General features: G+C 59.7%; 18 protein-coding genes. 7 read left to right on the top strand and 11 right to left on the bottom strand.

Annotation, left to right across the window (positions count from 1 at the left end):
- Positions 1-71: 71 nt before the first annotated feature.
- Positions 72-1,259, bottom strand: coding sequence for an acetylornithine transaminase (locus ACR0M2_RS19540; protein WP_480706727.1), 1,188 nt, complete (start codon positions 1,257-1,259; stop codon positions 72-74).
- A gap of 292 nt (positions 1,260-1,551) precedes the next feature.
- Between ACR0M2_RS19540 and ACR0M2_RS19535 the strand changes: the two genes are divergently transcribed.
- Positions 1,552-2,433 (top strand): DMT family transporter, encoded by an 882-nt coding sequence (locus tag ACR0M2_RS19535; protein ID WP_480706725.1) that lies wholly within the window; start codon positions 1,552-1,554, stop codon positions 2,431-2,433.
- A gap of 42 nt (positions 2,434-2,475) precedes the next feature.
- Here the strand turns inward: ACR0M2_RS19535 and ACR0M2_RS19530 are convergent, their stop codons facing one another.
- Positions 2,476-3,282, bottom strand: coding sequence for an ABC transporter permease (locus ACR0M2_RS19530; protein ID WP_480706723.1), 807 nt, complete (start codon positions 3,280-3,282; stop codon positions 2,476-2,478).
- 123 nt (positions 3,283-3,405) lie between these two features.
- Here ACR0M2_RS19530 and ACR0M2_RS19525 point away from each other — a divergent pair, with 123 nt between their 5' ends.
- The gene (locus ACR0M2_RS19525; RefSeq protein WP_170414445.1) at positions 3,406-3,981 is read left to right on the top strand and encodes a GcrA family cell cycle regulator; all 576 of its coding nucleotides are present in this window, start codon (positions 3,406-3,408) and stop codon (positions 3,979-3,981) included.
- Between the two features lie 5 nt (positions 3,982-3,986).
- Positions 3,987-4,631, top strand: a complete 645-nt coding sequence (locus ACR0M2_RS19520; protein ID WP_480706721.1) for an NUDIX hydrolase — start codon at positions 3,987-3,989, stop codon at positions 4,629-4,631.
- Between the two features lies 1 nt (position 4,632).
- Here the strand turns inward: ACR0M2_RS19520 and ACR0M2_RS19515 are convergent, their stop codons facing one another.
- Entirely contained in the window at positions 4,633-5,709 is a 1,077-nt protein-coding gene (locus ACR0M2_RS19515; protein ID WP_170362536.1) for a DUF2235 domain-containing protein, read from the bottom strand.
- Complete coding sequence (locus ACR0M2_RS19510) at positions 5,687-7,978, bottom strand: xanthine dehydrogenase family protein molybdopterin-binding subunit (RefSeq protein WP_480706720.1); 2,292 nt, start codon at positions 7,976-7,978, stop codon at positions 5,687-5,689. Before ACR0M2_RS19510 ends, ACR0M2_RS19515 begins: the two co-directional genes overlap by 23 nt.
- Positions 7,979-8,119: 141 nt before the next feature.
- Here ACR0M2_RS19510 and ACR0M2_RS19505 point away from each other — a divergent pair, with 141 nt between their 5' ends.
- From ACR0M2_RS19505 to ACR0M2_RS19495, 3 genes are all read left to right on the top strand, one after another.
- A complete protein-coding gene (locus ACR0M2_RS19505; protein WP_480706718.1) occupies positions 8,120-11,281 on the top strand; it encodes a valine--tRNA ligase in 3,162 nt (1,053 codons plus the stop codon).
- Between the two features lie 136 nt (positions 11,282-11,417).
- Entirely contained in the window at positions 11,418-12,581 is a 1,164-nt protein-coding gene (locus tag ACR0M2_RS19500) for a benzoate/H(+) symporter BenE family transporter (protein ID WP_480706716.1), read from the top strand.
- A 33-nt stretch (positions 12,582-12,614) separates the two neighbouring features.
- Positions 12,615-12,947, top strand: a complete 333-nt coding sequence (locus ACR0M2_RS19495; RefSeq protein ID WP_170351377.1) for a DnaJ family domain-containing protein — start codon at positions 12,615-12,617, stop codon at positions 12,945-12,947.
- Here the strand turns inward: ACR0M2_RS19495 and ACR0M2_RS19490 are convergent, their stop codons facing one another.
- On the bottom strand, positions 12,948-13,730 hold the full coding sequence (locus ACR0M2_RS19490; protein ID WP_480706714.1) for a crotonase/enoyl-CoA hydratase family protein: 783 nt from the start codon (positions 13,728-13,730) through the stop codon (positions 12,948-12,950).
- 130 nt (positions 13,731-13,860) lie between these two features.
- Here ACR0M2_RS19490 and ACR0M2_RS19485 point away from each other — a divergent pair, with 130 nt between their 5' ends.
- Positions 13,861-14,967, top strand: coding sequence for a pyridoxal phosphate-dependent aminotransferase (locus ACR0M2_RS19485; protein WP_480706713.1), 1,107 nt, complete (start codon positions 13,861-13,863; stop codon positions 14,965-14,967).
- On the opposite strand, the gene ACR0M2_RS19480 is transcribed toward ACR0M2_RS19485, so the two are convergent.
- The 6 genes from ACR0M2_RS19480 to ACR0M2_RS19455 all read right to left on the bottom strand — a co-directional run bounded on the left by ACR0M2_RS19480 (position 14,900) and on the right by ACR0M2_RS19455 (position 23,784).
- Positions 14,900-16,174, bottom strand: a complete 1,275-nt coding sequence (locus ACR0M2_RS19480) for a pyridoxal-phosphate-dependent aminotransferase family protein (protein ID WP_480706711.1) — start codon at positions 16,172-16,174, stop codon at positions 14,900-14,902. The genes ACR0M2_RS19485 and ACR0M2_RS19480 overlap by 68 nt on opposite strands.
- Positions 16,175-16,225: 51 nt before the next feature.
- Positions 16,226-16,858 carry a bifunctional 4-hydroxy-2-oxoglutarate aldolase/2-dehydro-3-deoxy-phosphogluconate aldolase gene (gene eda, locus ACR0M2_RS19475; RefSeq protein ID WP_480706709.1) on the bottom strand — a complete coding sequence of 211 codons (633 nt, stop codon included), beginning with the start codon at positions 16,856-16,858 and terminating at the stop codon, positions 16,226-16,228.
- A gap of 5 nt (positions 16,859-16,863) precedes the next feature.
- The gene (gene edd / locus ACR0M2_RS19470; RefSeq protein WP_480706708.1) at positions 16,864-18,669 is read right to left on the bottom strand and encodes a phosphogluconate dehydratase; all 1,806 of its coding nucleotides are present in this window, start codon (positions 18,667-18,669) and stop codon (positions 16,864-16,866) included.
- A 2-nt stretch (positions 18,670-18,671) separates the two neighbouring features.
- On the bottom strand, positions 18,672-20,117 hold the full coding sequence (gene zwf, locus ACR0M2_RS19465; protein WP_480706707.1) for a glucose-6-phosphate dehydrogenase: 1,446 nt from the start codon (positions 20,115-20,117) through the stop codon (positions 18,672-18,674).
- Between the two features lie 138 nt (positions 20,118-20,255).
- Positions 20,256-22,499: a phosphoenolpyruvate--protein phosphotransferase gene (ptsP, locus tag ACR0M2_RS19460; protein WP_480706705.1), complete on the bottom strand. Its 2,244-nt coding sequence runs from the start codon at positions 22,497-22,499 to the stop codon at positions 20,256-20,258.
- Between the two features lie 46 nt (positions 22,500-22,545).
- Positions 22,546-23,784: an aspartate kinase gene (locus ACR0M2_RS19455; protein ID WP_170351389.1), complete on the bottom strand. Its 1,239-nt coding sequence runs from the start codon at positions 23,782-23,784 to the stop codon at positions 22,546-22,548.
- Positions 23,785-23,834 lie beyond the last annotated feature (50 nt).

Raw genomic sequence — 23,834 nt, 5'->3', positions numbered from 1 at the left:
GTTTCGCTTTTGGCTGTCGGTTGCCGGGGGCGCTGCCCCGGCCCCCCGGAGTACTTAGAAAAAGATGAGGATTACGCGGATTCGAGGCTGGCTTCGACTTGTACAGCAGCCTTGTCGAGGCGGATCAAGGCCTGAGCAATGTCATCCTCGGTCAGTGTCAGGGGCGGCAACAGGCGGATGACATTGTCGGCGGCGGGAACGGTGATAACCTCATTGCCATAGCCCGCGTTAACCACATCGGTATTGGTCGCCTTGCATTTCAAGCCCAGCATCAGGCCCGTACCGCGCACCTCTTCGAACACGTCGGGGTGATCGGCGATCAGGCCTTCGAGCTTCTGGCGCAGCATTCCCGCCTTGCGGTTCACGCCTTCAAGGAAAGCAGGCGTTGCCACCTGATCGATTACCGCGCAACCGACGGCGCAGCCCAGCGGGTTGCCCCCATAAGTCGAGCCATGGGTACCCGCGGTCATACCGCTGGCCGCGTCTTCGGTGGCCAGCACAGCGCCCAAGGGGAAGCCGCCGCCGATGCCTTTGGCAACCATCATAATATCGGGGGTAATACCTGCCCATTCGTGGGCAAACAGCTTGCCGGTGCGGCCAACGCCGCATTGCACCTCATCCAAAATCAACAACAGGCCATTGTCGTCGCATATCTGACGCAGGGTTTTGAGTTCCGCGTCGGGCACCGGACGGATACCGCCCTCACCCTGGATCGGTTCGATCAGAATCGCGGCTGTTTTGTCAGTAATCGCGTTGGTGACGCCGTCCAGGTCACCGAACGTGACATGTACAAAACCGGGAAGCAGCGGGCCAAAGCCCTTGGTCATTTTCTCGGACCCAGCAGCCGCGATGCCAGCCGACGACCGGCCATGGAATGAACCGTCAAAGGTGATGATCTCGACCCGTTCGGGTTGGTCTTTGTCATAGAAATACTTGCGAGCCATTTTCACGGCCAGTTCGCAGGATTCCGTGCCAGAGTTCGTAAAGAATACCGTATCGGCAAAGGTGTGCTCGACCAGCTTGTCCGCCAGCGCCTGTTGCTGAGGAATGTTGTACAGGTTCGAAACATGCCACAGCGCGTGCGCCTGTTCAGTCAGCGCATTGACCAGCGCCGGATGCGCGTGGCCCAGTGCGTTCACCGCAATCCCGGCACCAAGGTCAAGGAAACGTCGGCCATCCGCCTCGGTCAGCCAGGCGCCTTCGCCCTTTACGAAAGTCAGGGGCGCGCGATTGTAGGTCGGCAGAACGGACGGGATCATCGGATCATCCTTTTCGTTAGGTTAAGCCCCGTGAGTGATACACGAAGGCCGGATTCGTCAACAGATTTGGTGGGATTTGCGCGGATTTACAGCGCGCAATGGATCAAACAGGCCGGTTACGCAGTAATGCGTCGGCGTCGGAGTCGCAGGATATGTGCGTGTTTGATCATGCGGGGCCGTATAGCCGTGTGTTTGACTTCTGAAAACCCCGAATTTCCAAAATCAGAAACTTCACTTTGAAAATCAGCTTTTATCGCTTGCCATTTAGGGCGCAGTGACGCACCGCTGGGTCATGACACCCGCGCGCCAGAACCCTGCCCTTGCGGCTTTGCTGATCGTCACCGCCAGCGCCTTTCTGGCCGCCACCACACTTCTGGCCAAAGCGTTGGGTACGAATACCTTAGGCCCGGCGTTGCATCCGTTGCAGATCAGCCACGGGCGGTTCCTGTTCGCGTTTCTGGTGATCGTCAGCGCGGTGGGCGTGTTGCGCCCACGGTTAAGCCGCCCGCATTGGGGGTTGCATATTGGGCGGACGAGCTTTGGCTGGGTGGGGATTACGCTGATGTTCGCCTCGGTCGCGTTCATCCCGATCTCGGATGCCACTGCGATTTCCTTTTTGAACCCCGTCTTTGGCATGGTCCTGGCCATCCCGCTGTTGAAAGAGGGCGTTGGGCCGTGGCGCTGGCTGGCCGCTGCTGTTGCTCTGACCGGTGCATTGATCCTGCTGCGTCCGACACCGGCCAGCTTCCAACCTGCGGCGTTGCTTGCCCTGACGGCGGCGGCTGTGATCGGGATGGAGCTGATCTTTATCAAAAAGCTTTCGGGCCGTGAAATTCCCATCCAGATTCTGTTGATCAACAACGCGATGGGGCTGACCATCGCCTCGCTCGCCGTCAGCTTTGTGTTCCAGATGCCAACGCCCGAACAATGGATCGCGCTGGTGGCAATCGGGGTGCTGATGGCCTGTGCCCAAGCCTGTTTCGTCAACGGGATGGCGCGCGCGGATGCATCCTTTGTGGCTCCAATCAGCTATGCAACGCTGATCTTTGCCGCCTTCTATGACTTTGCGGTTTTCGGCGTTATCCCGGATGTGGTCAGCCAAATCGGTTCTGCAATCATTCTGACGGGCGGACTAATCCTTGTCTGGCGCGAGGCACGCGTCAGAATCGCCTAGCCCGGCGTTTTTTTGGGATTTCGGGATCCAAAACCTGCACCGTCATGCTTTCAGCCTGTATCCCTTTCGCAGCATCTGCCAGGTAATGGCGCAGACAATCAACGTTGCGCCACTGCAAACCGCGAAACCCAGTGCGGGTGAGCTGTCAGACACCCCGATCATGCCATTTCGCAACCCATCAATCAGGTAGAATACCGGGTTCACGTGGCTGAGGCGGTTGAGAACAGGTGGCAATGCCTCGACCGAATAGAATGTACCCGACAGGAAGGCCAGCGGCGTGACGATGAAATTGGTAATCGCCGCCATTTGATCGAACTTGTTGGCAAAAATTCCCGCAAACAGGCCCAACGCCCCCATGAAAGCACCGCCGAGAACAACAAACAGCAGCGCAATCAACGGGTTCCGCGGCACCAGCCCCAGCACCAGCGCCAGCGCAACGGCAACCACACAGGCGATAAGAACACCACGCACGATGCCTCCCGCCAGATAGCCCAACAGAATTTCCAACGGAGACAGTGGTGGCATCAACGTATCAACAATGTTGCCCTGTACCTTGGCAATCACCATCGAAGACGAGGTGTTGGCAAAAGCATTCTGAATCACGGTCATCATCATGATACCCGGCGCTAAAAAGGTCAGGAACGGCACCCCCATCACGTCGGGTCGGCTGGGGCCAATAGCGATGTTGAAGATCAGCAGAAACAGACCCGCGGTCACCAGCGGCGCCAACAGGGTCTGGGTCCAGACCGCCAGAAAGCGCAGGGTCTCGCGTTGGGCCAGTGTATAGAGACCCATCCAGTTGACCGCTCCGAAACGGTGTTCATTCGGCTCAAGGGGTATCCGCATCATCTGACCTCAACCTGATTCGAAGACTGCTTGTAACTCGGGGCGCAGTGATTAGAATAGGGGGCTGAGACGATTTCCCAAGGCGGCCCGAATCCGGGGCCGCTTTCCGCTTTTGAAAGGCAAATGATGTCCTGGACTGACGAGCGTGTAGAGCTGCTGAAGAAAATGTGGGGCGAAGGCCAGTCGGCCAGCCAGATCGCCAAGGAACTGGGTGGGGTGACCCGCAACGCCGTAATCGGCAAGGTGCACCGTCTGGGCCTGTCGAACCGTGCCACCGGTGCATCCCCGGCCAAGGCCGAGCCCAAGGAAAAACCGACCCCCGCGCCCAAGGCCGAGGCCAAGCCGAAACCGACACCCAAAACCGAACCGGCCCGCCCGGCCCCCGCACCTGCGGCCGAGGCCAAGCCCGCCGTGCCTGCCCGCCGCCAGATCATTCCGGCCGGTCAGCCGCTGCCACCGCAGCCTTCGGCCAATGAAATCAGCCCCGAGGCCCTGGCCAAGGTCAATGAGATCGAGAAGAAGGCCAAGAAACTGACGTTGATGGAACTGACCGAGAAGACCTGCAAATGGCCCGTCGGCGACCCCGCGACCGAGGATTTCTGGTTCTGCGGCCTGCCTGTGGAAGCCGGCAAACCTTATTGTGAGGCGCATGTGGGCGTGGCCTTCCAACCCATGAGCTCGCGCCGCGACCGTCGGCGGTAAGGAAGATGCGCCAGGATCCGACTGTACTGGAGGATGCCTGGCTGAAACGGGCAAAACGCTTGTTGGCGCTGGCCGAAACCGGCCAGCATTTCACCAAAGACCCATTTGATCGCGAACGCTATGACGAGATCGCAGCCATGGCCCGCGCCATGCTGGCCGATTTGGGCCGGGTGCCCCTATCGCGGATCGAGGGGCTGATCTCGAATCATGCCGGTGGTTATGCCACGCCCAGCATCGACATTCGCGGCGCTGTAATCCGTGATGGCAGCATTCTGCTGGTCCGCGAACGACTAGACGGGCTGTGGGCCATGCCGGGTGGTTTTGCAGACATTGGCAGCTCTCCAGCGGAAAATATGGAACGTGAAATCTGGGAAGAGGCTGGGCTGCAGGTCCGTGCCAGACACCTCTATGCTCTGCGCCACAAGGCACGGCATCCCTACCCGCCGGATTCCCGAGATTTTTATAAACTTTTCTTCCTGTGCGATGAGGATGGCACGGACGCCCCGCAGCCGGGTGCCGAGACCAGCGACGCGGCCTTCTTTCCCCCGGACAAAATACCTGCACTATCTTTGGCCCGAAATATTCACGCGGATGTCACAGCAGCGTTCCGCGCCCATTCAACAGACCAATCCCAAACTCTGTTCGATTGACCTATTGCGCCGGGTGCGAGGACGAATCCGGCATCGGTACCCAACCCGGCAGTTCATCGGGGGCGACCGAGACATGCAGTTGCTCGGACTGGTCCATCCCGACTTTGCGATGCTTGCGCAGCAGGAAAACCTTGCCCCACCCCCGCCAGGTCCCGACCGAAGTTGCAGTAGTTGAAGTTGGGAACCGGTCGCGCCAGCCTTCGGGCAGCGGCAATCCATGCTGCTCGGCCTTGTCCAGCATCCAGATCAGGGAAATATTGCTGAGGGGACGCGCCTCTTCAAACCCGTTCAATTGCCCGCCCACGTCGCCATGTGTGCCACGGAACCAGACCTGTTCAACGTGGCCCTTAAACTCGGGCGTACATTTCCACAGAACCGGCTCGTACACCTCGCGCGTCTCGTCCAGCGCCATAGCGTGATAGCCATGCCGGGTGGCGGGGCCAAGTTCATGGTTGTGAAACGCGTGCTTATCTTCGGCCCAGCGCCACAGCAGCGGAAGACGCAGGCCCAACGCCTTGACGGTGTCCCAGACACCGATCATTTCAATTGCGAGCTCGTCATGACAGAATTTTTGGCGGAACTCACAGGCTGCCTCGCCGCTAGGCGTACATTCATAGTGGCGATAGGCCTGCTTGATGTTGCGCTCGGTTGCGTGTTCGGCCTTGAGCAGACCGATCATGTCGATCACGCCCGCAAGGCTGCGCACGCCGTAAGCGCCGCGCGAATAGCCGATGAAAAATATCTTATCACCAGGTTTGTAGCGTGACGCCAGATAGCCATAGGCCCGCCGGATTTGCCGATTGATGCCGCGCCCCATCATCACGTCCAGAGAGGTTTTCCAGCTTTCCCACTGCACACCGGATTCGTAAAAGACCGAGACCTTGCCGCCCATCTCGCGGCACAGATGGTAGGTCTGACCCGCATGAGTTTCAAACCCCGGCTCCAACGTCGACATGGTGCCGTCAAGGATAATGACATGACTAATAGGTTCACGGTGCAGCGCCTCGGCCGAATGTTCGGACCGCAAAGGCCGTCCGAGCCATCCAAGTATCTTTTTACTTAGCCGTGACAGAACCATGCGTCAGCAATTCCCAAACTCTTAGGGGTGTGAATGGCATATCCGCCTGCCGTACCCCATGTTCCCAAAGCGCGTCCTGCACCGCGTTCGCCACAGCGGCCAGCGCGCCCACGGTGCCGGCCTCTCCGCATCCCTTCATACCCATTGGGTTCGAAGTTGACGGAACCGGCGCCGAGGTAAACTTTATCATGGGTATCTCAGACGCACGGGGCAAGGCGTAGTCCATCAACGAAGCCGTGAGCAGTTGCCCCTGCGCATCATGCTCAACACGCTCGGAAAGGGCTTGACCAATGCCCTGCGCCACGCCGCCATGCACCTGCCCCTCGGCCAACATCGGGTTAATAAGATTGCCGAAATCGTCAACTACGGTGTAGCGGTCGACCCATGTTTCGCCGGTGAAACAATCAATAACGATTTCGGCAACATGTGCGCCATTCGGATAACTGCGTGCGTCCAGCGTAATGCGCGCCTCATGTTGCAGAAGATCGGTTCGGCCATCGGCGCGGGCCATCTCGGCCGCTTCGATCAATGTAGGCGTCAGGTTTGACCCTGGCGCGCGGAATGTTTCGTGATCAAAATTCACGTCAGCCTCCTCGACGCCCATCTTATCGGCCAGATAAGGCGCGAATGCGGCGATCATGACGTCGATTGTGGCCAGGGTGGCCGTGTTTTGGACTGTAACGGACCGCGATCCTCCTGTCCCTCCTCCGGCAGGTAACTGATCGCTGTCCCCCTGGATGACATTGATCTGATCCAACGGAACTCCGATCTGATCCGACAAAAACTGGGTATAGGCCGTCTCATGGCCCTGGCCGTTTGATTGCGTCCCCACATAGAGGTTCACGGTGCCATCTTCGCAGAATGCGATCTTTGCGTTCTCGGAAGGGTCGCCCAAAATACTTTCGATATAGTAACAGATGCCCTGCCCCCGGATCAGGCCGCGTTCGGCATCAGCCGCCTTACGGGCAGCAAAACCTAATGTCTGTTCACTCGCGCGGCTCAGGACCATGTCGAAATCGCCGACGTCATAGACCTCACCAGTCGTCGTTTTGTAAGGAAAAGCTTCAGGCCGGATGAAGTTTTTGCGCCTCAACTCCCACGGATCGACGCCCAATTCACGCGCGGCGCGGTCCATAGCCCGTTCAAGCACATAGATAGCCTCAGGCCGACCAGCGCCGCGATAAGCGTCCACCTGCGTTGTGTTGGTAAAGAACCCTTCGACCCGCAGATAAGAGGTCTGCACATCATAGGCCCCCATCAGAACTTTGCTGAACAGATTTGTCTGGATTGCCTGACCGAAATGACTGTTATAGGCCCCAAGATTGACCTTGCTATGCACGCGGTAAGCGGTAATTCGGTGGTCTTCATCAAAAGCCAGCTCAGCCAGCGAAGTCAGGTCGCGCCCATGGTGATCAGACAGCATCGCCTCAGATCGGTCCGACATCCAGTGAACGGGTTGGCCCAGTTTCATCGCGGCGACAGCGACACAGAAATACTCGGGATACGGCATCACCTTCATGCCAAACCCACCGCCCACGTCGGGCGTGGTGACCCTAATGAATTCAGGTTCCAGCTTCAGCTTCTGCGCCAATTGCCCGCGCATCGCCCAGACGCCCTGCCCGCTATAGGCAAAGTGCAGCCGCCCGTCGGACCAAGCAGCCTGACAGCCGCGCGGCTCAATCGATGTAACGATCACCCGGTTATCCGCAACGTTCAGTTGCACTCTGTGCGCGGCGTCCTGAAAGGCCGCCTCGGTCGCTGCCTCATCCCCCATGCCCCAGTCAAAGGCACGGTTGTCAGGAGCTTCGATGTGCAGCGGCTCGCCGCCCATCTCCAGGTCAAGCTTGGCGGGCAGATCCTCGGTTTCCATCCAGATCAACTCGGCCGCATCACGGGCCTGTATCTGCGTTTCGGCGATGACCACCGCGACCGGCTCACCGACAAAACGCACGCGGTCCTTGGCCAGCATGTGGCGATCCGGCGCCGCCGCTTTCGAGCCGTCCCGGTTCGACACAAGCGCCGCGTTTAAAACCGTGTCGATCCCGGCCTCAGTCAGTTCGTCCAGCGCCATGACCTGCCGCACGCCATTCGCCTCACGCGCGGCATCCAGATCCAGCGCGGTGATCCGCCCATGCGCAACCTGGCTGCGAAAAAACGCCGCAAACAGGGCGTCGCCGGGCACAGCATCGTCGATGTATAGCCCCTTCCCGGTTAGAAACCGCTGATCCTCGGTCCGTTTGACCGGCTGACTTTTTCCGAACTTGTCCATTGGATGCTCCTGCCTCGGCCTGTAGGGGCGACTTTAGGCTGCACCGGTTCGTTGTCCAGAGTACCCGCAGACCCTTCCCCTTCCCCTGCGCATTCGTTATTGCAGGCGCTGACCCAAGATTGATGACGCAGGACGCACCCCATGGTGATGGAAAAGACATTCAACGCGGCCGAGGCTGAGGCCCGCATTTACGAGACCTGGGAACAGGCCGGAGCCTTCAAGGCAGGCGCAAACAAATCGCGCGACGAAAGCTTTACCATCATGATCCCGCCGCCCAACGTGACGGGCGCGCTACACGTGGGCCACGCCTTCAACAACACGCTGCAGGACATTCTGATCCGCTGGCACCGTATGCGTGGCTTCGACACGCTGTGGCAACCGGGTCAGGACCACGCCGGTATCGCCACCCAGATGCAGGTGGAAAAGATGCTGGCTGCGACCCAACAGCCCGGACGGCGCGAGTTGGGCCGTGAGAAGTTCCTTGAGAAAGTCTGGGAATGGAAAGGCGAATACGGCGGCACGATCATCGAGCAGTTGAAGCGTCTGGGCTCATCCTGCGACTGGTCGCGCAATGCCTTCACTATGGCCGGTGCGGCGGGCGATCCACGCACGGGGCACGAGAACTCCGCCAATTTCCATGACGCAGTCATCAAGGTCTTCGTCGACATGTACGAAAAGGGCCTGATCTATCGCGGCAAGCGACTGGTCAACTGGGACCCGCATTTCGAGACCGCGATCTCGGACCTTGAAGTCGAGAATATCGAGGTCGCGGGTCATATGTGGCACTTCAAATACCCCTTGGCGGGCGGTGAAACATATGAGTATTTGGAAAAAGATGAAGATGGAAATGTGACTTTCCGCGAGGAGCGCGACTATATCTCGATCGCCACCACGCGGCCCGAAACCATGCTGGGCGACGGCGCGGTTGCTGTTCATCCGTCGGATGAACGTTACGCGCCAATCGTCGGTAAACTATGTGAAATCCCGGTTGGTCCGAAAGAACACCGCCGTCAGATCCCGATCATCACCGACGACTACCCTGATCCTGATTTCGGCTCGGGCGCGGTGAAGATCACCGGTGCGCATGACTTCAACGACAACATGGTTGCCAAGCGCGGCGGCATTCCGATGTACCGTCTGATGGACACCAAAGGCGCGATGCGGGCCGATGGCGCCCCTTACGCAGACGAAGCAGGGAAAGCGCAGGAATACGCGCGAGGGCGCAAATTTACCGAGAACGAAATTGACGCAATCAACCTTGTCCCTGATCACCTGCGTGGCCTCGACCGGTTCGAGGCGCGCGCGAAAGTGGTCGAAGAAATCACCGCCGATGGACTGGCCGTCATGTGCCGCGCCGATGACGCACGTCTGGGTTCGACCGCGCTGAAGCCCGAGCATGAAGGTGCCGACAGGCTGGTCCCGCTGGTCGAGAGCAAACCAATCATGCAGCCCTTCGGCGACCGCTCGAAAGTTGTCATCGAACCGATGTTCACCGACCAGTGGTTCGTCGACGCCGAAAAGGTTGTCGGCCCCGCGCTGGACGCGGTCAAAGACGGCACGGTCAAGATCATCCCCGAGTCAGGCGAGAAGACTTATTACCACTGGTTGGAAAACATCGAGCCTTGGTGCATCTCGCGTCAGCTGTGGTGGGGGCACCAGATTCCGGTTTGGTATGGGATCGACCTGTCCGCAGAAGGGTTCAAAGACGACGAGAACGACGGCGATCTTGATCTGGTCGAGTTGGGTCGTTTGCTGAACGAAGGCGGCATGCTGCACCGTGGCAATGTCATGGAATGCGCGGCGAGCCTTGAGGATGTCACGGAAAAATTCCTCGACGACAATGCCAACATCCCCAGCCCGTTGAGCCACGCGACCGTTATCGAAGTCGAAGACAAACAGGAAGCGATCCATCAGTTCGCTGAAAGCCTTGCTCAATACGCTGTCGACCAAGACCCGACCAAGCTTGTCTATCCGGTGTGGCGCGACCCCGACGTCCTCGACACCTGGTTCTCTTCCGGCCTATGGCCCATCGGCACCCTGGGCTGGCCCGAGCAGACCGAGGAACTGGAGCGCTACTTCCCCACAGATGTGCTGATCACCGGCTTCGATATCTTGTTCTTCTGGGTCGCCCGGATGATGATGATGCAGCTGGCCGTGGTCGATCAGATCCCGTTCCACACCGTCTACCTGCACCAGCTCGTCCGCGACGAGAAGGGCAAGAAGATGTCCAAAACCACCGGCAACGTCATCGACCCGTTGGAGATCGTCGACGAATTCGGCGCTGACGCGCTGCGTTTCACCAACGCCTCGATGGCGGCGATTGGCGGCGTGCTGAAACTGTCCCGCGAGCGCATCACCGGTTATCGCAACTTTGGCACCAAACTGTGGAACGCCGTCCGCTTTGCCGAGATGAACGAGGTCTTCACCGACGCCGTGCCGCAACTGGACGTAGCCGACTTGAAACCCAAAGCCGCCGTCAACCGCTGGATCATCGGCGAAACCGCCCGTGTGCGGGCCGAGGTCGACGCGGCGCTGGAAAGCTACCGATTCAACGACGCGGCCAATGGGCTCTATGCCTTTGTTTGGGGCAAGGTCTGCGACTGGTATGTGGAACTCTCTAAGCCTTTGTTGCAAGGCGATGACGCCGAGGCGCAAGCCGAAACCCGCGCCACAATGCGCTGGGTTCTGGATCAGTGCATGGTCCTGCTGCACCCGATTATGCCTTTCATCACCGAAGAACTGTGGGGTCTAACCGGCAACCGCGCCAAGATGGTCGTCCACGCCGACTGGCCGACTTACGCCGCCGCCGACCTGATCGACGCCGATGCGGATCGTGAGATGAACTGGGTAATTTCGGTGATTGAAAATACTCGCTCGGCCCGTGCGCAGATGCGGGTTCCCGCAGGGCTCTATGTGCCGATGTTGGTGACCGAGATCGACGCCCACGGACAGGCAGCGTGGGACCGCAACGAGGCGCTGATCAAGCGTCTCGCACGGATCGACAGCCTGACCAAGGTCGACGACCTACCCAAAGGAACGATTTCCATTGCCGCACCGGGCGCCACTTTCGGCCTGCCACTGGCGGATATCATCGACATCGGTGCTGAAAAGGAACGGCTGGAAAAAGCCAAGGGCAAGTTGGCTAAAGAACTGGGCGGTCTGCGTGGACGTCTGAACAACCCGAAATTCGTGGCCTCGGCCCCGGAGGAGGTTGTTGCCGAAGCCAAGGCCAATCTCGCCGCCCGCGAAGAGGAAGAAGAAAAGCTGAACGAGGCGCTGGCCCGCCTGGCCGAAATCGCCTAATATTCATCTTTTCAAAAATACTCAAATCCCAAACCCCGCCGCGTATGCCACGGTGGGGTTTACTTTTGCACACACAGCCCTTGCCCCCACTCGCAAGCCCTTGCTAGCAAAGGCGGATATAACCCCGAGGTCTCAGATGGCACGCGCATTCCCTCCGATCCAAACCATCTCAACCGGGCTGGTGGTCGCCATTGTCGGGTTCTTCAGCTCTTTCCCTATCGTGTTGCAGGGACTGGCGGCCATGGGGGCCTCGGCGCAGGAATCCGCGTCGGGCCTGATGATGGCGGCCATTGCCATGGGAGTGACGGCCATCGGTCTCAGCTTGTGGTACCGGCAACCCATCAGCGTTGCGTGGTCCACTCCGGGCGTTGCGTTGTTGGCCGTGTCCGCGATGCCTGCAGCAGGGTTTTCTGACGCGGTCGGCGCGTTCCTGTGTGCAGGCGCGCTAACCGTGCTTGCAGGACTCTGGCGACCTTTGGGACGGCTGGCGTCGGCCATCCCGACAACGCTGGCCCAAGCAATGCTTGGCGGCGTTCTGCTGCCCCTGTGTATCCAGCCTTTCAAGGCCGCGGTCGAGCTCCCGTGGCAAGCTTTGCCGGTAATCCTGACCTGGTTCATCGCCGGGCGGATCAACCGGTTGTTTGCGGTTCCGGCGGCGGTCGTCGCAGCGGCGATTGTTGTGATTCTGAACGCGGGCGACACGTCGGTCACCCCAACCCATCTGGTGGCCGCACCGGTCTGGACAATCCCGAGTTTCTCACTGGCCTCGGCCATCGGTATTGGATTGCCTCTGTTTATCGTCACCATGGCCACACAGAACATCCCCGGCATCGCGGTGATGCGCAGCTTTGGCTACACACCCGCCCCCGGCAGGTTGTTCTCTTCAGTCGGCGCAGCCAGCATCCTGTCGGCCCCGTTCGGGGCGCCTGCCACCTGCCTGGCCGCGATCACAGCCGCCATGTGTTCGAATGAGGACAGTCACCCAGACCCGGCCCAACGGTATTGGTCGGCGGTGATGGCAGGCGTATTCTATTGCCTGTTTGGTGTATTTGCGGTGGCCATCACCGGGTTTGCCGTACATGCTGATCCGCTGCTGATGGGCACCCTGACAGGGATTGCGTTGATCGGAGTGCTTGCCAACGCCACCCACGCAGCGCTTGATGTTTCAGCGGAGAGGGAAGCCGCTATTTTGACATTTGCCATCACCGCTTCAGGTATCTCGGTCTTTGGTCTGGGCTCGGCAGTCTGGGGTTTGCTGGCTGGTGGCATTGCGTATCTGGTCACGAAGCGAATTCGCTAGCGGTGCTCACTCGGCTTGGGATATAGTTTGACCATGCTCGGATCGCTTGGAAAACTGATCGAACGCCAGATCAAAAAGGCACAGGCCGAGGGCCAGTTGCAGGGGCTCGAGGGTGAAGGCAAACCTTTGCCGGATCGGTCGGGTGAGGCGCAGAGTGATCCGGCCATCGCCGCTGGGCACCGGATCATGGCGCAGGCCGGTGTGCTGCCGGAAGAGTTCGAGATCAGGAAAAAGCTTGATGCCGCCCGAAAGGATTACGCCGAGTTGACCGATGCAGATGCACGTAAAGCTGCCATGGCGCGCATCGCCGATTTGGAGATGCGGTACAACATGGCCCGAGATGCGCGACGGGCCTTTATGCGCTAGCTACTTGAATTCAGGTTTTCGCCCCTGCATCTGCGCCATCACAACCTCCATCTGATCAGGTTTTCCGATCAGTTCGACCTGTTCGGCGGATTCTTCCAACAGAACCTCGGCGCGGGTCTTGGTTTCGGCCACTTCGATCAGGCGCTTGGCGGCGCGAATGGCCGAGGGACTTTTGCCCGCGATGTCTTCGGCCAGCGCCAATGCCTCGGTCAGTGGATCGTCTGACAGTTTCGTCACCAACCCCCAGTCCGCCGCCTGCTGCGCGCCGATGGGACGCGCGGTGTAGGTCAGCAGGCGCAGTACGTCCGAGCGCACCAGATGTGGCAGTAAAACCATCCCACCCATGTCGGGAATAATGCCCCACTTCATCTCCATCACCGCCAGCTTGGCGTCGGGGTGTGCGATGCGAATATCCGCGCCCAGCGCGATTTGCAGCCCGCCACCATAAGCAACGCCCTGAATGGCGCAGATCACCGGAACTGGCACACGCCGCCAGATCAGGGCAAGTTCTTGCATTTCATTCGCATCCCTGTGGCTGCGGGACATCAGCCACTCAGTCGGGTCCATATGCGCCATCTTGGCAAAGCTGGCCATATCAAGCCCGGCGCAAAAACTCTTGCCCTCGCCCGACAGGACCACGGCGCGTGCGTCCGAGGCTGCGACCTCTTGCCCTGCAGACAGCAACGCCTTGATCATCGCGTCGTCCAGCGCGTTCATCTTGTCGCCGCGCGTCAGCGTGACATGGGCGATGTGGTCTTTGTACTCGACGGATACGCGGGTCATGCGGGCCTCCTGATCTTGTTGACCCAACCATGCCCGGAAGGTCTGCCAAGTTCCACCTCAACGTTGGGGCACTTCTGGCTGCGCGTCGCAGATGGTTGCCTGACGGGGGGGCATGGGGTTATCTCGCACCATGACTGACCCACGCTATACTCCGCTTGCCCTGTCACTGCCTGCAACCGTGCCCTTTGTCGGGCCGGAAACGCAGGAACGTCAGCGCGGCGCGCCCTTTGTCGCCCGGCTGGGGGCGAATGAAAGCATCTTTGGCCCCTCCCCCCGCGCTATCGAGGCGATGGCAGCAACGAACATCTGGAAATATGGTGACCCCGAAAGTCACGAACTGCGACATGCACTGGCCGATCATCACGGTGTAAAGCCGGAAAACATCGTGGTCGGAGAAGGCATTGATGGCCTGCTGGGTTACCTTGTGCGGTTGCTGGTTGGCCCCGGCGATACAGTTGTGACCTCGGACGGGGCGTATCCGACCTTCAACTACCACGTGGCCGGGTTTGGCGGCGCGTTGCACAAGGTGCCCTATCGTGACGATCACGAGGACCCCGAGGCGCTGTTTGCCAAAGCCATCGAGGTGGACGCAAAACTGGTCTATCTGGCGAACCCCGACAACCCAATGGGCAGTTGGCATAAAGGCGCGGATATCCTGGCCGCGATGGAGGCCCTGCCTGCGGGATGCCTGCTGGTGCTGGACGAAGCCTATGTGGAATGCGCGCCAGAAGGCACCGCAGCCCCGGTTTCAGCCGATGATCCGCGTGTGATCCGAATGCGCACATTTTCCAAGGTGTATGGCATGGCCGGGGCGCGGGTTGGCTATGCGATCGGCGCGCCGGGATTGATCGAAGCTTTCAACAAGGTCCGCAACCATTTCGGAATGAACCGGGCTGCACAAGCGGGGGCCTTGGCGGCCTTGCAGGATGCCAACTGGCTGTCGCAAGTTCAGGCACAGATCGCTACGGCACGCGACCGGATCGGCCAGATCGCACGAGAAAACGGGTCGGTACCCTTGCCCTCGGCCACCAATTTCGTGGCGATTGATTGCGGTGGCGATGGAGCGTTTGCCAAAGCGGTGCTTGAGGGGTTAGTGGCGCAAGGGATATTTGTGCGCATGCCCTTTGCCGCCCCACAGAACCGTTGTATTCGCGTCAGCTGTGGTACGGTTACGGATCTGGATGCCTTTGCTGCAGCTCTGCCAAAGGCGCTGGCCACTGCGAAGGCCACGATTTGACCCGGGCTTTGGAGGGTTCAGCGGCCAACGCGGCAGCTGCGGCCTCAAGCGCACCCGAGCCGCGCGGGATGTTCAGGGCGGCCATGGCGGTTTCCACCCCTCCCAGCATCGCCATGACCATCTGGCCGTTCACGTGGCCCATATGCCCCAGACGGAAACAGCTGTTCTGATCCTCCATGCCCAGCCCAATGCCAAGGGTCAGGCCCAGCTGGCGCTCGGTATACTGGCGCAGTGGTGTTCCCCGCCCATCGGTCAGACGCAAGGCGGTAACCGCGTGGCTGCGATGGCCGGGGTTGGATACGTTTATCTCAAGTGCGCCACCTTCTGCCCAGACCTCGCATGCCGCCCAGATGGCCTTGGCGAGGTGATCATGGCGAGCCCAGACATTCTCGGTCCCTTCAGCATGGATCATGTCGAGCGCTGCCCGCAGACCATACAGATGATGCGTCGGCGCGGTGCCGTTGAAGTATTGGTAAAACACCTGCGGGTTCACACGCGGCTGCCAGTCCCAGTATTGCGAGACGCGCGGCATCGTTGCCCGTTTGGCTTGTGCCTTGTCATTGAAGAACACAAAACCCACGCCCGCCGGGGTCATCAACCCCTTTTGGCAGGCCGACACCATGACATCGACGCCCCAGGCATCCATCTCGAACCGATCACAGCCCAGCGAGGCGATACAGTCCGCCATCAACAACGCCGGGTGGTTCAGATCGTCCAGCAACGCCCGCAACGCCGGGATATCGTTGCGGATCGAACTGGACGTGTCCACATGCACCGCCAGCACGGCCTTGATTTGATGAGCCGTGTCAGCACGCAGGCTATCGGCGATGCGATCCATATCCCAAGGCGAGGATGCACCGAAATCGATCAGCTCGACCTCGGCGCCAACTCCGCGCGCCATCTCGGCCCATCCGTGGGTGAACAGGCCCGAGGCCGGGGCAAGCACCGTTTCCCCCGCTGCAATGACGTTGGAAAGGGCGGCTTCCCAAGTGCCATGGCCGTTGGCAATATAGATGGCGACGTTGTGATCCGTGCCCGCCACGCGTTTCAGATCGCGTGTCAGGGTCGGCACCATCTCGATCAGCTCGCCGTCATAGATGTTAGGTGACGGGCGGTGCATGGCCTGAAGCACAGCGTCAGGCATGACCGAGGGTCCGGGAATCGCCAGATATTCGCGCCCCTGCGCAAGAGAAAGATGGTTTGTCATGGGATCAACCTGTTTGAATTGACGCCCAACCTAGCGCAGCAAAAAGCCGCGTCAATCCATCAGCTTTAAGGCGTCACGCGCAAGGGCTTCGATCCCGGCCCAATCACCGCCCTGCACCATCTGTTTGGGCGCAACCCAGCTGCCGCCAGCGCAGGCGACATTCGTCAACGACAGGTAATCGCTGGCATTGGCTGGCGAAACACCACCCGTCGGACAGAACGTGATCTGCGGCAGCGGTGCGCCGATGGCTTTCAACGCGGGCGCGCCGCCAGACGCCTCGGCGGGGAAGAACTTCAGCATGTCATAGCCTTTTTCCAGCAGGCGCATCGCCTCGCTGGCCGTGGCCGCGCCGGGCAGCAGAGGCAGGCCTTCGGCCTCACACGCTGCAATCAATACGTCTGTTGCGCCGGGCGAAACACCGAACTGCGCGCCCGCCTCTTTTGCGGCGCGTACGTCTTCGGGGGTGACCAGCGTGCCTGCGCCCACCACCCCACCGGGCACCTGCGCCATAGCCCGGATGGCATCCAGTGCCGCCGGAGTGCGCAAGGTCACCTCCAGGGCGGGCAAGCCACCTGCCACCAACGCCTCGGCCAAAGGCCGGGCTTGCGTGGCATCATCGACGACCAGAACCGGAACGATAGGTGCCAGCCCGCAGATTTCGCGGGTTCGTTGGGTTTTTTTCATGAAGATTACACTCCGAAAATGCTAGCACCCGCGTCGGCAGAACCGACGTTGTTGCGAAATACGGCGAACAGATCCCGTCCGACCCCGTGCTGATTGGCGGACAGATCCACAGTGACCGGGGCGCGGTCCAGCACACCCGGAGTGAGGATTTCCAATTCGCCTTTCACTGCGTCAACGCGCAGCACATCACCATCCTGGAGATAGGCAATTGCACCACCCTCCAGCGCCTCGGGGCAGACATGGATCGCGGCGGGAACCTTGCCCGAGGCACCTGACATACGGCCATCCGTGACCAACGCCACCTTTTGGCCCCTGCCCTGGAGGATCGCCAGGATTGGCGTCAGTGAATGCAATTCGGGCATGCCATTGGCCTTTGGTCCCTGGAAGCGGACCACAACGATCACGTCCCCGGTGAAGTCGCCCGCCTTGAAGGCCGCCTTGACCTCGGCCTGATCATGGAAAACACGCACGGGTGCTTCGACGATCTGATGTTCGGGCGCGACTGCGGAAACCTTCATGACGGCGGTGCCCAGATTGCCAGTCAGGCGTGACAGTCCACCTGTAGGCTGGAACGGGTCCTTGGCGGGGCGGACGATCTTGTCATTCAGACTGTGGCCCGCGCCCTCTTCCCAAACCAGATCGCCGTCTTTCAGCTTGGGTTCCTTAGTGTAATTGTGCAGGCCCTGCCCTGCGACTGTCAGGGTGTCCGGGTGCAAAAGCCCATCGTCGAGCAGCGTGCCGATGCAATACCCCAAACCACCAGCCGCGTGGAAATGGTTCACATCCGCCAAACCGTTGGGATAGACCCGCGCGACCAGTGGGACAACGGCGGAAATATCGGAAAAATCCTGCCAATCCAAAACGATACCACCCGCCCGTGCCATTGCGATTAGGTGGATCAGCAAGTTGGTCGAGCCACCGGTAGCCATCAGCCCGACGATGCCATTCACGAAGGCTCGCTCATCCAACACCTGATAAACCGGCGTGTAGTTATTGCCCAACGCACTGAGTGACAGGGCACGGCGCGCACCCTCTTCGGTCAAGGCATCCCGCAGCGGCGTGTTCGGATTGATGAAGCTAGAGCCCGGCAGATGCAGCCCCATGAACTCCATCAGCATCTGGTTGGTGTTGGCGGTACCGTAGAAGGTACAGGTGCCGGGGCCGTGATAAGCAGCCATTTCGGCGGCCATAAGTTCATCGCGGCCAATTTCTCCGGCAGCGAATTTCTGGCGCACCTTGGCCTTTTCATCATTGGGCAGGCCGCTGGTCATCGGGCCTGCGGGCAGGAACACGGCGGGCAAATGGCCGAAGGCCTGCGCCCCAATTATCAGACCGGGAACAATCTTGTCGCAAACGCCAAGGAAAACAGCTGCGTCGTAGGTATTGTGGCTCAGTGCGACGCCCGTGGCCAACGCAATCACATCGCGCGAAAACAGCGACAGCTCCATCCCGGCCTCGCCTTGGGTGACGCCGTCGCACATGGCAGGTACACCACCTGCAACTTGCGCAGTGCCACCGGCAGTGCGGATCGCATCGCGGATCAGGCCAGGGTAGCGTTCAAACGGCTGGTGAGCTGAAAGCATGTCGTTATAAGCGGTAACAATACCAAGGTTTCCGGCGGCGCCGGTCGCCATCGCCTGTTGATCTGTCCCCGCCCCAGCATAAGCATGGGCCTGACCGCTGCAGGACAGATGCGCGCGAGCCGGGCCTTTGGATTTGGCCTGTTCCATCCGTTCCAGATGCGGGCCACGCAGGTCGGCGCTGCGGTCGATGATCCGCTGGGTGACGTCAGTGATAACAGAATGAACCATGGTTAACCTCCGATCTGACGCCAGCGACGTCCGTCGCGGTGCATCAGCATCAATGCTTCTTCGGGGCCCGAACTGCCCTGATCATAGCGTGCCGGGCGATTGCCGTGATCTTCCCAGCCTTGAATGATGGGATCGACCCAGGCCCAGGCGGCTTCGGCCTCGTCACCGCGCATGAACAGGGTCTGGTCGCCACGTATGACGTCCATAATCAGCCGCTCATAGGCATCCGGCGCGCTGGCCTCGACGCCCAAAGCGTCGGCAAAACTCATGTCCAGCGCCACATCAGACAGGCGGAACCCGCCTGGGCCTGGATCTTTAATGGTGGTGCGCAGGGTGATGCCCTCGTCGGGTTGCAGGCGGATCACCAGCACGTTCCCGTGCAGCGGGCCAACATTCGGAAAGATCGTATGCGGCGGGTCACGAAAGAACACGGCAATCTCGGATTCCCGCGCCCGCAGCCGCTTGCCGGTGCGCAGATAGAACGGAACACCCGCCCACCGCCAGTTGCCCAGATGTACCTTCAGCGCGATGAAGCTTTCCGTACGACTGCCGGGGTTGCCAACGTGATCGACATAACCACCCTGCCCGTGTTCGGCGCGGTATTGGCCGCGCGCGATATCTTTCTGCTCAACAGGCTCCAACGCTTCGATCACTTTGACCTTTTCATCGCGCACAGCGTTGGGCGCAAATTTCGACGGCGGCTCCATCGCCGTCAGACACAAAAGCTGTACCAAGTGGTTCTGAATCATGTCCCGCATGGCACCGGACTGGTCATAATAAGCGCCGCGTCCTTCAACGCCCACAGTTTCAGCAACCGTGATCTGCACGTGGTCAATATGGGTCGAGTTCCATAGCGGTTCGAACAGAGAATTGGCAAAACGCAGGGCCATCAGGTTCTGAACCGTCTCTTTACCCAGATAGTGGTCGATCCGGTAAATCTGGTGTTCTTCGAAGCAGGTACGCAGCCCCTCGTTCAACGCTTTGGCGGATGCCAGATCATGACCAAAGGGTTTTTCCACCACGATGCGGCTGTCTGATGTGGCCAACCCGTGTTGGTTCAGCCGGTGCGCAATGCCCGAAAACAAGCCAGGCCCCACCGACAAATAGAACGCACGCACGACGTCAGGGCGCAATGCTTTGGCCAAATTCGACCAGCCGGCATCGCCGGACGCATCAACAGGGACATACGAGACCCGGCTTAGAAAGCGATCCAGAACGTCCTTTTTGAATTCCGGCGCAAACTCCGCCATCGAGGCGCGTATCTGATCGCGGAATGCATCACTGTCCATGTCCGATCGCGCCGAACCGATGATGCAGGCGTCCTCGGGCATCTGCCCGACCTCAAAGCGGTGATATAGGCCCGGTAGAATCTTGCGTTGAGCCAGATCGCCGGTCGCACCGAACAGCACCAGATCGAACGGGTTAACCGGAATTACGCGTGAAACCATCAAAGGGCTCCTTCAGTTCTACCTCTGCCAACATAGCACCAGAAAGTCGCAGCACTTGTGGTCTGAGTGATGTTATCGCTAACATTTGCAAATTGCATAGGCAATGCAGATGCAGAAAGCAAGCCCGGATTTGGGATGTCAGCCCTGATTGCGCAGCCACTCCATGACAGCGGGGCGCACCGATTGCTCACCCCGGTGCCGAGCATCCGCGATGATCTTGCGCAAAGATTGCAGATCGGCCCGCAGCAACACGCTTTTGACCGGACCGATCGAGGCCGGACGCATGGACAGTGTCCGAATACCCATCGCGGCCAGGCACAGCGCCTCAACCGGGCGACCGGCATCCTCGCCGCAGAACGAAAGCGGCGTATTGGAGGAGTTGCAGCGCTCAACGATCTGCGCGATGAAACTCAGAAAGCTGACATTCAGCGTGTCATAGCGACGACGTACCAGTTCATTTTCACGGTCAGCAGCAAAGAAGAACTGCTTCAGATCATTGCCTCCGACCGAGACAAAATCGACCTCGTCAAAGAACTTTTGCGGCGCAAAGGCCAGCGATGGGGTTTCCAGCATCGCCCCAACCTCAAGCGTTTCGGGCAGGATATGACCCAGACGCTTTTCACGCTCGATGGTTTTATTGACCTCCCAGCGGGCCTCGTAAAACTCGTCGGCTTGCGCCACGAAGGGGAACATGATCGACAAGGGGCGGCCATTGGCGGCACGCAAGAGGGCCTGCAACTGCATCCGCATCACGCCGCGTTTGTCCAGACCGACGCGGATTGCGCGCCAACCCAACGCCGGGTTCGGTTCCGCCACGTGCTTCATGTAAGGCAGAACCTTGTCGGACCCGATATCCAACGTGCGAAAGATCACGCGCTTGCCTTCAGCAGCGTCCAGAACCCGTTGATATTGTGTCACCAATTCTGACCGCTTGGGCATCTGGTTGCGGATCAGGAACTGCAGCTCGGTTCGGAACAGGCCCACGCCCTCGGCCCCGGAATTATTCAATGAGGGTAGATCGGCCATCAGCCCCGCATTCATTACCAGATTGATCCGCTCCCCATCCCGCGTCACTGTCGGGGTTTCACGGATTGAGGCATAGCGTTCCTGCGCCTTGGCCTGCATCGCGATTTTATCTCGCACAGCGTTTGCCACGGTGTCTTCGGGACGCAGATGGACAATGCCCTGATCCCCATCGACCAGAATATGGTCGCCGTTCAGCGCCTCGGTCGTGATCCGGCCCACATGTACCACCAGCGGAATAGCCAACGCACGTGCCACGATAGTGGCATGACTGCCGACCGAGCCTTCCTCAAGCACGATGCCTTTCAGTGATCGACCGTATTCCAACAGGTCTCCGGGACCGATATTGCGGGCGATCAGGATCGGATCAGGTGGCAGGTCAGAGCCATTTGTATTGCCTTGCCCGGTCAGAATGCGCAGCAACCGGTTGGACAGGTCATCCAGATCAGCCAGCCGTTCACGCAAATACGGATCGGTTACCTGCCCCATCCGCGCGCGGGCCTGCGATTGTTCTTTTTCAACCGCTGCCTCGGCGCTTAGGCCCAGGGCGATGTCCTCTTCCATCCGGCGCATCCAACCTTTGGAATTGGCAAACATGCGATAAGCCTCAAGGACTTGCAGCTGTTCCTTGTCGCCGCCCTGCGAGATTTCAAGCATCTTGTCGACGCCAACGCGCAGCTCTTCGACCGCTTCATTCAGGCGTTCACGTTCGCGATGTGGATCATCGGCAATCGGGTTGGTGACCACGACGCGGGGCTCATGCAGCCAGACATGACCTTCGGCGTATCCTTCCTGTGCGGGACCACCGCTCAGCTGTACTGATTGCTGGTGCAGGGGCGACAGGGCCGCACCCTCACCGACAAAGGCGCCCAGTTCGGCCATCTCGGCCAAAACCATTGCAACGACTTCCAGCGCATAAACCTCATCCGCCGAAAACTGGCGCGCCTCGCGGGATTGCACCACCAGAACGCCCAGTTTTTCACCCAGCCGTTGAACTGGCACGCCCAGAAAAGACGAAAACCGTTCTTCGCCGGTTTCCGGCATATAGCGGAAGCCTTTGGCCGACGGCGCGTCAGCGGTATTCACGACCTTGCCAGATTGGGCGACGCGGCCAACCAGACCTTCGCCCATACGCATCCGGGTCTTGTGCACCGCTTCGGGTGCCAAGCCTTCGGTGGCGCACAGCTCCAACGTGTCTTCGTCGCGAAACAGATAGACCGAGCAGACCTCGGCCCGGATGCTGTCGGCGATCAGATGCGTAATCCGGTCAAGACGTTCCTGACCGGCGGCTTCGCTCGCCATTTCTTCGCGCAGCCGCCCAAGCAGCTTGCGGGATTCTGTTTCGGTGCCGTCCGCCATGGCCCAACCAAATTATTGTGTCAGGCGAAATCCTTGGCTGAAATGCTCAGGCCGCCTTGTCCAGTTCAAAGGCATCATGCAGTGCCTGAACCGCAAGTTCCATGTATTTCCGATCCACCAGGACGGAAATTTTTATCTCAGAGGTTGTAATGACCTTAATATTGATCCCCTCATCCGAGAGTATCTTGAACATTTTGGCCGCAACACCCGACTGAGAACGCATTCCGATGCCCACCACCGAGACCTTGCAGACATCTTCGTCCGCAACCAGTTCGGCATAGTTCAGCTCACCCGCGTCCTTGATCGCCAACAACGCTTTCTCGGCACGCGCGACCTGATCGGTCGGGCACGAGAAGGTCATGTCGGTGCGCCCCTCGTCCGAAATATTCTGAACGATCATGTCCACGTTCACGCCCTCATCGCTGAGCGCGGTAAAGATGATCGAGGCGATACCGGGTCGGTCCGCCACCGAAACGACGGTCATCTTAGCCTCGTCACGGGAATAGGCCACACCGGCCACAACATTGGATTCCATGATATCCTCCTCGTCAACGACCAGCGTACCGGCCTCGTCGGATTGTTCCTCGAAACTTGAGAGAACGCGCAGTTTCACCTTATACCGCATCGCCAGCTCGACCGAGCGGGTTTGCAGCACCTTGGCCCCCAACGAGGCCAGTTCGAGCATCTCTTCGAACGAAATACGGTCCAGTTTGCGCGCTTTTTCACAGATGCGCGGGTCGGTGGTATAGACGCCGTCTACATCCGTATAAATATCGCAACGCTCGGCGCCGAACGCGGCGGCAAAGGCCACGGCGGTGGTGTCCGAACCGCCCCGGCCCAGCGTGGTGATGCGCCCTTCGGGGCTGATGCCCTGAAAGCCTGCGACAACGGCCACTTTCATGCCTTCGTCGAATTTTTGGGTCAGGTTTTCGGTCGGAATTTCTTCGATCCGGGCCTGACTGTGGGCACTGGTGGTCATCAGCGGCACCTGCCAGCCCTGCCAGCTGCGCGCGGGAATATCCATTTCCTGCAACGTCAGCGCCATCAGACCGGCGGTCACGTTCTCGCCCGAGGACACCACGGCGTCATATTCACGCGCATCAAACAGGGGCGAGGTTTCATTGACCCATCCCACCAGCTCATTGGTCTTGCCCGACATTGCCGAGACAATGACGATCACGTCATAGCCCTTGGCCACCTCAACACCGATGCGTTTCGCCGCGCGGCGGATACGGTCAAGGTTGGCAACCGACGTGCCACCGAATTTCATAACGAGTACGGGCATGGGGGTGGTCTCTCCGCGCCTTGGAATTCAGGTTCCGTGCGTCTTATGCG

The sequence above is a fragment of the Ruegeria sp. BE10 genome (assembly GCF_056538905.1).
The sequence above is the reverse complement of the archived record's forward strand: the minus strand, read 5'-3'. Positions and strand labels throughout refer to the sequence as shown.